Here is an 11756-nt window from a genome sequence, read left to right as displayed (position 1 = left end):
ACACCGGTTAGTTGCATTAAAGAATCCAGTTATGATACAAAAGATAACAAAACTAACTTTTATTGTAATTTTGATATTTTTCAACATTACAAAGTCTTATGCAGAAGATGATAAGAAGTCAGCCAACAGAAAAATTAAACCTTACGAAAAAGTAATCACCCCTGACTTTACTTCTCAAGTTGGTATGTTTACTGTGCATAGAAGTGAGGACAAACTTTACTTCGAGATTCCTGATTCTATATTTAAACGTGATTTTCTGATGGCTTCGCGCATCGCTAAGGTGAGCAACCCTTCACGCGGAAAGGCTTATGCGGGTGAATTACGTAAAAATCCTGTGATGTTTCAGTTGTCACACGACAAAAAAAATGTATATCTCCTAGTGCCTAATGTGAAAGATCAATTAGGCGAAAAATGTGAGGACATTAAAAATGCCTTCGATAGAAACTACCTGACACCCATTTTAGAGACCTTCCCTATTAAAGCTATTGGTATTGACAGTGCTTTAGTAATTGATGTGACAGAATTTTTTGCCAAAGAATTACCCCTCGTTACGCCTTTTAAAAGCAAAGGAAAACCAGGAAAGTTAGATAAAGATGCATCCTACCTGTCTAAAGTGCAGGTATTCAATAAAAACATTGAACTTCAGTCATATTTTAACTGGACTACAAGCTCAACACCATATCGTACTTTGGTGAACCGCTCCATTGTACTACTGGATAAGGAGCCTATGATGCCTCGTTTGGACGATCGTAGAATCAATTATTTTTCTGGAAGTAAAACCTATTTTGACGATAAGAGCACAACATCCAGAAATGAATCTTATATCCATCGGTATAGAATGGAGCCTAAAAAGGAAGATATTGAGGCCTACTTAGCAGGAAAAATAGTAGAACCCCAAAAGCCTATTGTGGTATATATTGATAATGGTTTGCCTAAACGATGGCAAAAATATGTAAAACAAGGTATCGAAGACTGGCAAATGGCTTTTGAAGCTATTGGCTTTAAAAATGCTATTGTTGCAGAAATATTTCCAGACGATCCTGAATTTAATCCAGATAACTTGATCAATACCACTTTTCGTTATGTACCTAATACCACCGTTAATGCGCAGGGAACACGATGGATCGATCCTCGCTCTGGAGAAATTATAAAAGGAGATATTATTTGGTTTGGTGATGTGATAGAGAAATTACACGACTGGCGCTTGGTGCAATGTGGACAGGTGGAAGAAGAAGCCAGACAAAAAACATTCTCGGACGAGTTAATGGGGCGTTTGATTCGTTATGCTGCGTCACACGAAATGGGGCACACCTTAGGTTTTGAGCATAATATGCGCGCATCGTATGCCTATCCAGTGGATTCCTTACGTTCGGTAACATTTACTAAAAAGTACGGAACCACACCATCTATCATGGATTATGCACGTTATAATTACATTGCACAACCAGAAGATAAAGGTGTTGAATTAACCCCTCCCCCTGTAGGTATATTCGATATTTTTGCCATTAAATATGGTTACCAGTGGCTTCCTGATATAAAAAATCCTAATGATGAATTTGAAATTTTAAACAGTTGGTTTTTAGAGAAAGCTAATGATCCAATGTACCGTTTTACCCCTCAGTTTGCCATGGGCATTTCAGGTGATCCTGCTTCCCAAGCCGAGGCCTTGGGAGATGATGCTGTAAAAGCAGGAACCTACGGTATCAAAAACCTGAAATTCATTATGAGCCATTTAATTGAATGGTGTACTGAACCTAATCAGGAATACGATTATCTGCGACAGATATATAAAGAAGTAACTTCGCAATACAACCGGTATATGGAACACTGTATGTCGTACATTGGTGGCGCTTACCAGTATTTTGGTGTAGAAGGTCAGGACATTCCGCTATTTACACCTGTATCTAAAGCCAAACAAAAAGAAGCTATTAAGTGGATCATAAGCGAATTAACAACTAGTGAGTGGATTCAGAATAAAGAAATTGAAGACCGCTTAGGCTCATTGCGTAACGATTATTACAAACAAATTGTAAGTGCTTTTGATAAGATGATGAGCGGATTCTTTTTTCAGCGTATCGAAACCAACCGCCCTGTATATTCCTCTGAGGAATATTTAAGCGATTTAAGTGATATGGTTTGGGCTTTTAATGATGACGGAAAGCTAACTGAGATTGAAATGATACTTCAACAGGCTTATGTGCATAATTTAATAAGTATGACCTATTCATCAAAACATCACCTAAAACCAACTGAATCGGATAATTTATTTACCAATAACTTTAATGGCCATGATGCCCTTACAATTGGTAATGCAGCTAAGATAAATTATGTAGATCATTTTGTAATAATGGCGTCATTAACCGAGCTTGAAAAAGCTGAAAAAATTGTAAAAAAAAATATGAAAGGTGCTAACAAAGCACATTACGCTTTACTTTATAAGGCTATTATGGTAAATAAGTAAAGTTGTTAGAAATTGAAAGTATTTTATTACCTGAATACGAGTTGCTTCTATTATATAGACCGTATTCGTAAATGTGAAATATTTAAAGATCAGCTCAAAACCACAAGTGAAATACTACTAGCTCTTCCCTTTGCCCTAAAAGCAAGGGGAAGTAAGCTGCCAAAGGTGGTTAAATGAAGATTCTCAAATCAATTATACCCTCTACTTTACCTGTGATTTCATCGACTACTGTTGATCCTTCAGCTATTAGAAAATCAGGTAAACTCACACCTAACACCGTCTATTTTTGATCTGGTTGCGTCAATCGTGTCCAATGGAGCTTGAAATTGTAGAGGACGCTAATTGACATTGACAACCATACGACTTTTCATTGAGGGCCTGTCCAGACAATGGCCGGTAAAGAGCAATCTCTCTCGGACTGGTATACCGATATACACTTAATTAGTAGGCTAAAGAATGATGTTAATTTACGATATCTGCATCAAGGTGAACCAACAAGTAAGCGCAGAAGACAGAAAATACAACGGAAAAACCGATAACAACAATATAGATCGAGACACTTTGAGATTGTATCAAAAAGCAGGAGGCTGTAATCCATGGTGGCTTAGTATACTCCATATCCTTAAAGCGCAGTATATAGGCTTAAATAATTATTAGGCCAGAAGCAGAAATAAATTAGATTTTCACTTTAACACCTCACTGACAGCCATCTATCTATCTTGCCAAGATTACCCTTTGGTTAATTATACCTAAAGAGCTAAAAAGATCATTTTCGATGACGGACATCTAAACAATAAACCACAATGCCTTACAATTGAATTCCTTTTTTGATAAGTTCGGCATTAACCCACTCTTGCCTAAAAATAAAATGAAGGCGAGCGAACTGTTATATTATGGCACTATTGCCCTTAAAAGTTTAACGAAGTATTGACAAAAAAAGTACAAATCAAGTAAATACTAAGCACTATAAAAATTCCCACAAAATTGTTTCCTCTTTAGGTTAGACTAATGCTAATATTAGGCTTACTTTTTTTCTGGGAGCTTTTAAGAGTCCTTCTTCAAACGGATTAATACCTTAAAAATATATTTAAAACAAAATCCCTTTTTATTATGATCTTAAGTTTGGTGATTCATTATTTATGGGGATTGTATCCATTTGCTATATTTAATTTCTTTACCGCCTGAATATCAAATACATAGTGAACAAATCGGAACATTGTTCGTTATTGTTTTTGTCAAAAAAAAGAAGTTAATGCAGATAAATAAAACACATTTAGTCATTACATTATTATTGTTGCTTTTTGGGGATAATATCTTGGCACAAAATATACTTTCAGGTACTGTAATCAATGCTAAAACCAACGAGCCTGTTATCGGTGAGAATGTAATTATAAAAGAGCTACAAAAGGGAACGATAACCGATAATAATGGCAGGTACAATTTTTCTGTCGCTACGGGTAAATATACCGTAGTATTTTCATCGATAGGCTATGAAAGTCTTGAAAAGTCAATTGTGTGTAATCAAAAAAACAATGTACTTGATGTTAAGTTGACAGAATCAGTTATGCAGATAGGTGAAGTACAGGTAGCGGCAAAAGGTAAAATAAGTCAAACAAGAGAACAACCATTTCAAGTTAGTGTGCTCGACGCTAAACCCCTACAAGTACAATCGCAACCGGTAACCGGACTTGTAAATCAGATTTCAGGCGTACGGGTGCGCGAAGATGGGGGCTTGGGCAGCAATGTAAACATTATGCTCAACGGCATTAGTGGCAAGGGCATACGAATATTTGTTGACGATATACCTGCCGATTTATTGGGTAATGGAGTGGCAATAAATAATCTTCCTGTAAATATGATTGACCACATTGAAGTTTACAAAGGTGTGATACCAACAAAATTCGGTTCTGATGCGCTTGGAGGAATACTCAATCTGGTTACCCGTAATGTAAAGAAAGATTATCTCGATATATCTGCAGGAATGGGTTCATTTGGCACGTATCAGGCAAGTCTCAATTCACGGAAATATTTTGGTGATAAAAATAACGCTTTTGTGGGTATAAGCGGTTTTTACAATCATTCTGATAACGATTACCGAATGGATGATGTAACAATTCGCGTAGATGAACTCAATAATACCACCACAGGTAGTGTCCGTAGGTTTAATGATGCCTATATCGCTTATTCAGGGAAGGTTAGTCTTGGTTTAAGGTATGCTAATTGGGCCGATTTATTGCGACTAGATTTAACAGCTTCACAGATAAATAAAGAATGGCAGCATGGTATGACAACTGAGCGTCCCTGGGGTGAAGCATTTTCAGAAGAATCAAACTTAAATGTAGAGCTAAAATGGAAAAAGAGCCAGATGTTAAACAAAAAGCTAAATGCCATATTTAACGCGGGCTATAGTTATATCAATACCTGTTTTATTGATACAACTGCTAAAACTTACTATTGGGGGGCTGTAGATGGGCTAGAAAAATATGTTTCATCCAGTCCTGGCGAAAGTGGATACTACGTTGATGGGCGTAACCCTGTGCAATATATTAGTAATAGTTTTATACGTTTTAACTTATCGTACCTTTTAGATAAAACACACAAGTTAAGTCTAACGTCTCTATATACCAGAAGCGATATAAACGGACATGATGAACGAGGAATTGCTTCTTTTGGTGCCGATATATTGAGCAACCCACAATCTTTAAATAAGTTTTACAATGGCATAGCCCTTGAAAGTAAATTTTGGGGAGATAAAATAACAAATATACTTTCAGGAAAATTCTTTGCAGGGAATGCTGAAGTTGTAGCATTAGACGAAACAATTAATATTACTGGCTATAACAATAATTCTTATCAGCGCTGGGGGTATGGCGATGCCATAAAAATTCTGTTATTCCCATTTTTAAATTCTACACTTAGTTTCGAACATACATATCGCATGCCAGATAAAGATGAATTATTTGGTGACTTTATTTCCGTGTTCCCAAACGCTGAACTTGAACCCGAGGAAAGTCAAAATTTAGACCTCGGACTTCGTTTCAAATGCTTAAAATCTAAGCTAACGTTTAATATTAACAGTTTTTTCAGAAATACCTCAAACCTTATATTCCTGAATTCCCTGAATGCATGGAAATCAACCTATATGAACTTACTGGAAACTCAGACAATAGGATTTGAAGGAGAACTTAAAGTAAGCCCGCTACAAAACATGAATCTTTATGCAAACCTAACCTGGCAAGACATTATACTAAAAGATGTTGATGATAATGGAGACATTGAAGAAAGATATATTGGAGCTAATGTCCCTAATATTCCATGGTTATTCGGGAATGCCGGATTTAGTTATATGCTTCCCTGGCATATAACTAAATCTGATAAAATAAACATTTTCTATACCTGTAATTATGTGCATGATTTTTTCCTCTCGTGGGAAATTGACGGAATTACAAGTACCAAAGCAACAATTCCTCAACAAGTAGTGCATAATGCAGGAATATCATATACAACCCTCAATAACAGGCTAAGCTTTAGCCTTGAAACCAAAAATATTACCGACGAAAAAGTCTATGACAATTATATGGTTCAAAAACCAGGCAGGTCTTATGCTACCAAAATCAGATTTTTTATAAGTAAGTAATAAATAATTCTAAAACTAACAAATTATGAAGTTAACAAACAAGTATTTCAATAGACTATTGATAGTAGCCTTAGCTGCTTTGGCTTTTCTTTCATCTTGTAATGATGATGATGAAATTCTGGATGCATCGAACGGAGATTATGTATTATCAACTTTCGTAACAAGTGCTGATATGATGAGCACTGCTTCTTATGCTCAGGTATTAGATCTTGCTAGTGCAGGTATTAGTTATGACAATAGCACTGCTGTTGAGATAGGTGCACTATATGGCCCTGCCATTTTCCCTTATGGAGGAAGTATGTATTATAATAAGTATCAAGCATACACACTGGAAAAATGGGATGTTGATGAATCTGGGTATTTAACGCAAACAGGATCTATTGACTTTTCTGACTTAGGGTATCAGTGTAATATTACCTATTTAAATGATGAGGTTGCCTTTACTGGCGGGCCAAATGATTTTAAAGTGGCAATTTTTAATCCTAGTACAATGACACGTACAGGAAGTATTGACCTATCGGCATACTCAAAACTAGATTCGATAACCGGTTTCCCTACAGATAACGCATCCGTAGGTATGCAGTCGCCATCCGAAATTATTATTAGAGATAATTACATGTATGTTGCTGTATATTATTGTACCTCGGGTGCCGGAGATTGGACTCCTGTATTTAATGATTGTAGAATTATTGTTGTAGACCTTGATAAGGTAGACTACAACTCAACAGGTAATGCTGATGCTGTAGTAAAAGAAATTGTTGATGATAGGGGCTCATATACCGGTGCTTGGGCTTGTGGATATGGATCTTCGTTTATGATACTTGATGATAATAATGATATTTATATGTTGTGTCATAATATGTGGGGAATGTATGAATCAATTTCAGGTTTACCTGCTTGTGCACTTCGCATTAAAGATGGGGAGACAGAATTTGATGACAGCTATTACTTCGATATGGAAGCTGCATCAGGTGGAGCATATCACGCTGTAATGGGATTTGAGTATGCAGGAGGCACAAAACTATTTGCTGCTTCAATGGATCCGAATAAAATTGATCCTGATAATGCTTGGTCATATTATACTGACCCATTGCATCAATGGTATCAGTTTGATTTATCGGCTCAAACAGCAACATTGGTAAGCGATGTATATACAAAAGGAGCTGCTGCCAGCTTTACGCTTATGGAAGATGGCTATGCGTATATTCCTATGGTTACTGCTGATGAAAATTATATTATGAAAACGAATATATCTACACTTGAAACTGAGAAATTATTTTCGACCGTAGGTGCTCCTATCATTACAAAACTAGATTAAGAAAAAAGTAGCAGGGGCAGTACCACTACTACTTCTTCTTCTTCCATTTATAATAAATTTTAACTAAGATGAAACTTACTATAAAAAACCTTTCAAAAACTTACGAAAATGGCGTGCAAGCACTGAAAAATGTAAACCTTGAAATTGGAAAGGGTATGTATGGTTTACTTGGGCAAAATGGTGCCGGAAAATCAACTTTAATGCGCACCATTGCCACTTTGCAGGATGCCGATAGCGGAAGTATTACATTCAATAGTATTAATGTTTTTAAACAGCCCAACGAATTACGAAAGGTACTCGGCTATCTTCCGCAAGAGTTTGGGGTATATCCTACCGTAAATGCAGAAGAGCTCTTGATGCACCTCGCCGATATGAAAGGGGTTGTATCAAAAGGAGAACGTAAAGAACTTGTACAGTATCTTTTGAATAAAACCAACTTGTACGATGTGCGAAAAAAACGATTGAACTCCTATTCGGGAGGAATGAAACAACGTTTTGGCATTGCACAGGCACTTATCGGAAATCCGGAACTTATTATTGTGGATGAACCTACCGCTGGACTCGACCCTATGGAGCGCAATCGCTTTTACAACCTACTTTCTGAAATTGGAGAAAACACCATTGTTATTCTTTCAACCCACATTGTAGAAGATGTGAGTACGCTTTGTAATCAAATGGCAATTATTGGTGAAGGTGAAGTACTTATTACTGGAAAACCGACAGAGATTGAAAATCAGTTGCAAGGTAAAGTCTTCGAAAAAGAAATAGCCAAAAACGAGGTTGAAAAATACAGTCAACAATTCAATGTCATATCTCAAAACTTCCATTTGGGGAAAATGCATATTACTATTTTCTCAGAGACCGAACCCGGTAATGGTTTTACGGTTAAAACACCAAATCTGGAGGATAGCTACTTTAACCTATTGTTTAATCAGAAAAAAACAGCAGAGTTATGTTAGGTAAAATAATAGGATTTGAATTGAAATATCGTTTTTCAAAAAGCATGACCTATATTTTCATGCTGATGATGATATTTCAGGCAATATGGTATGTAAAAGGTTCATTCGATTATTATATTAATGATGCGATTAATTTCAATGCCGCAGGCATAATTTACCAATCGCTTGCTGGTGGTGGAATGCTTATGATTATTGCCATTGCAGTAATTACCGGAACGGCTTTATTTAAGGATATTGAGTTTAAAACTGCCGAAACCTTATATAGTTATCCGGTGTCAGATAAAACATGGTTTTTAGGAAAGTTTATCGCTGCATATATTGTAAATCTTTCGATATGTTTAGCGTTTGCCATAGGATTTGCTGTTATGCAATATACTGGCATAGCCGAAGCTGATAAATTTGGGCCAATTCCCTGGGGGCAAATCCTCCATGGTTTCTTAATTTTCTCTGTGCCCAATATGTTTATCTTAACAGCAGTTGCATTGAGCCTTGTTGTGTTTTTTAGAACAATGGCAGCCAGTTATATGGGTATTTTTATGCTCACTATGCTCTTTTTAGTTGCAGAAAGCACTCGCGAAAACACTACTTTTTTAAACCTTATCTATCTGATAGATCCTTTTTGCTTTACACATACACGAGATACCATTGATGGTATGTCAATAGCACAGAAAAATTACGGGTATTTTCAACTCGATACCATTTATTGGATTAATAGAGCTATATGGTTAGCTCTATCAGGAATATTAGTAACTGCAGCAACACAGAAATTTAGCTTTAGCTATTTTTTAACTAAGAAAGTGAATAAAAAAACAACTATTGAGAAAGGTTCTGAGGCTCCTATTTTAAAAGAAGTTAATGTTGTAACAAATAAAGTATTTGGTATATGGGAAGATGTAAAAAAACTCATAAGACTAAGTTTTCTGGAATTTAAAAATACAGTGCGACCTACAGGTTTTAAAATAATATTTGGCCTTTTGGTTTTTATGTTTTTTGGATACAATATGATATGGAATGCCGAGTATTATATCCATACCGATACACTGTCTATTACATCAGCAATGACCTATACCCGCTTGCCTAATGGGGTTTTTATTTTTCTTATTCTTGCTGTTTTTGCAGGTGAATTGCTTTTTAAAGAACGCAGTACGCAAATGTGGCAAATAACAGATACACTACCTGTGCCTACTTGGGTAACTTATATGAGTAAGTATATCGCTATGGCAGGTGTGGCTCTGTTATTTTCTTTGGCTCTATTTATTCCAGGTATTTTGACTCAACTGTTGCAAGGTTATACTGATTTTGAATTGGGCGTATATTTTACCGATTTGTTCTCCCATCACATGGGGTGGTTAAATTATATGATGGTCATAGCACTCGCTTTCTTTGTAGGATCCATTTTTTCTCAACGATTTGTTGCTCATATTATTACAGTAGCCATTTTACTGTTTATTATTGTAATGGCTGATATTGGTGTTATTGAACAATTGCGTTTTGCATTTCCGTTTACGCCGGGAATTGAAGATTATTCTGAAATGGCAGCTTATGGGATTTTTGGAAGAGCAGGAGTTTGGTATGCTTTAATGTGGGGTGCTCTAAGTATCGCATTCTTGCTGACAGGAATATGGTTTTGGAACAGAGGTAGTATTCAATCTCTGGCTAGTAAGTTTTCATTAAAAAAACCACAGCTGCATATTATAGGTAAGTTTTCTGCTGTGGGCATGTTAGCAGTGTTCTTTTATTTCCAGAATTTTGTTGTTGCAAACGACCATGATATGGGAAATTTTAAAACAGATGCACAACAAGATGCCGAAGATGCCGAATACGAAACGCTGTTTAAATATATTGAAACGCAGAATCAGCCTTACGTTTGCGGGCTTGATGTCACCATTGATGTTAATCCCGATGTTAGAAAAGCCGACTATTCCTTTAATATGTTATTGACTAATAAAGGAAATACACCCATTGATAGTTTACACCTTAGCTTAAAAGATTTTGTGCAGCTACATAGCTTGCAGCTTCAATCTCAAAGCCTAAATCCTGCGTGGTTTAACGAAAAGCATAATCAACTGGCTTATGCTTTACAGCAAAGCATTGCCGTGGACGATACCGTTTTGTTAAAAGGAACATGCACACTCGAATATAAAGGATTTAGCTCCATTGACCCACAAGAAGCATTGGTTTACAACGGAAGTTTCTTGCAGGAAGATATTGTCCCTCGTATAGGATATAATTCAGACAAAGAACTGACTCAGAACAGAAATCGCTCTGATGAAGGTTTAGAAAAACTTACATCGCGAATGAGTACTGTGAATGATAGAAGCGCTTTAGTAAACAATGTACTTTCTCCTTTTGCTTTACGACACAATACCACCATAAGGGTGAGAAGTAGTAATGCCCAAAAGGTAACAGCATCGGGTAGTTACAAAGGAGTAGAAATGGTTAATAATAAGGAATACAAAGTGTATGAAACGGAACAGCCTTACCTGATGAATTGGCAAATTGCGGTGGCAAATTATGAAACATGTAATGCTAAATTGCAAGATGATATTCAGCTGAATATACTATACGACGAACGTCATACTTACAATCTGGAAACTATGACGGATGCGGTAAACGAAGGGATAACATATTTAAAAAGCAAACTTGGCAGTTACCCGTATTCGCAACTTACTATTGTAGAAATTCCATTTCATAATGATGATGATTTTTATGCATCTCCAAATCAAATTGCAATATCCGAAAAACACTGTTGGACAGCCGATGGTAGCAGAGAAAAAGACCTCTCGTATATCTACTATACATTGTGCAGAGAATTATTTACACAATGGATACAGCAGAACGTTGATGTAGCCGATGTGCAAGGTGCAGATATGCTTCTTAAAGCAATACCTGAAGCCTATGCTTTAAGCTTTGTAAACGAGAAATTTGGGGCAGAAACGCTTCAGATTTATATTAAGAAAAAAGAAGATCGCTACAAAAAAGACAGAGGGAATGAATCAAATATAGAGCCTCCTCTTATTTATGCCGACGGCGCTGACTATCTGGAAGAAAATAAAGGTGCGTTGGAACTTTTAAAAGTTATTGATGAAATAAATATTTCTGAGTTTTCTCGATTGTTATTGAAATATAATGCTGAAAACAATGTTAACAAATTGGTTTTTAATAATTTTTACGAATTATTAAAAACCAATTATCCTAGCAATAAAAAACTAGAGTTAATTGAAGCATTTGAGAAAGTAATGCCATAACATATCAATAAATAAGACGTTTTTTTTTGCGAAAAGCTTATCACCAATATATTTCGGGGATAGGCTTTTTTGTTTTGCATACCTACTAATCATTAAAGATTAATTTATTTGCTATTTTTTACAATTACTCGCT

At 36.0% G+C, this 11756-nt stretch carries 6 protein-coding genes; all 6 read left to right on the top strand.

Annotation, left to right across the window (positions count from 1 at the left end; all coding sequences use genetic code 11):
• Positions 1–31: 31 nt before the first annotated feature.
• The 6 genes from CYTFE_RS24280 to CYTFE_RS0100270 all read left to right on the top strand — a co-directional run bounded on the left by CYTFE_RS24280 (position 32) and on the right by CYTFE_RS0100270 (position 11623).
• On the top strand, positions 32–2461 hold the full coding sequence (locus CYTFE_RS24280; protein WP_052342889.1) for a zinc-dependent metalloprotease: 2430 nt from the start codon (positions 32–34) through the stop codon (positions 2459–2461).
• A gap of 456 nt (positions 2462–2917) precedes the next feature.
• Entirely contained in the window at positions 2918–3118 is a 201-nt protein-coding gene (locus tag CYTFE_RS24275) for a hypothetical protein (RefSeq protein WP_044262451.1), read from the top strand.
• 595 nt (positions 3119–3713) lie between these two features.
• Positions 3714–6098: a TonB-dependent receptor gene (locus CYTFE_RS0100285; protein ID WP_027470169.1), complete on the top strand. Its 2385-nt coding sequence runs from the start codon at positions 3714–3716 to the stop codon at positions 6096–6098.
• A 25-nt stretch (positions 6099–6123) separates the two neighbouring features.
• On the top strand, positions 6124–7416 hold the full coding sequence (locus CYTFE_RS0100280; protein ID WP_027470168.1) for a DUF4374 domain-containing protein: 1293 nt from the start codon (positions 6124–6126) through the stop codon (positions 7414–7416).
• 68 nt (positions 7417–7484) lie between these two features.
• The gene (locus tag CYTFE_RS0100275; RefSeq protein WP_027470167.1) at positions 7485–8375 is read left to right on the top strand and encodes an ABC transporter ATP-binding protein; all 891 of its coding nucleotides are present in this window, start codon (positions 7485–7487) and stop codon (positions 8373–8375) included.
• Entirely contained in the window at positions 8369–11623 is a 3255-nt protein-coding gene (locus tag CYTFE_RS0100270) for an ABC transporter permease (protein WP_027470166.1), read from the top strand. The genes CYTFE_RS0100275 and CYTFE_RS0100270 overlap by 7 nt, the downstream gene beginning before the upstream one ends.
• Positions 11624–11756: the final 133 nt, after the last annotated feature.

Origin of the sequence: Saccharicrinis fermentans DSM 9555 = JCM 21142, assembly GCF_000517085.1 — a bacterium.
Classification (GTDB): domain Bacteria; phylum Bacteroidota; class Bacteroidia; order Bacteroidales; family Marinilabiliaceae; genus Saccharicrinis; species Saccharicrinis fermentans.
This window is presented reverse-complemented; position numbering and strand designations above follow the sequence as displayed.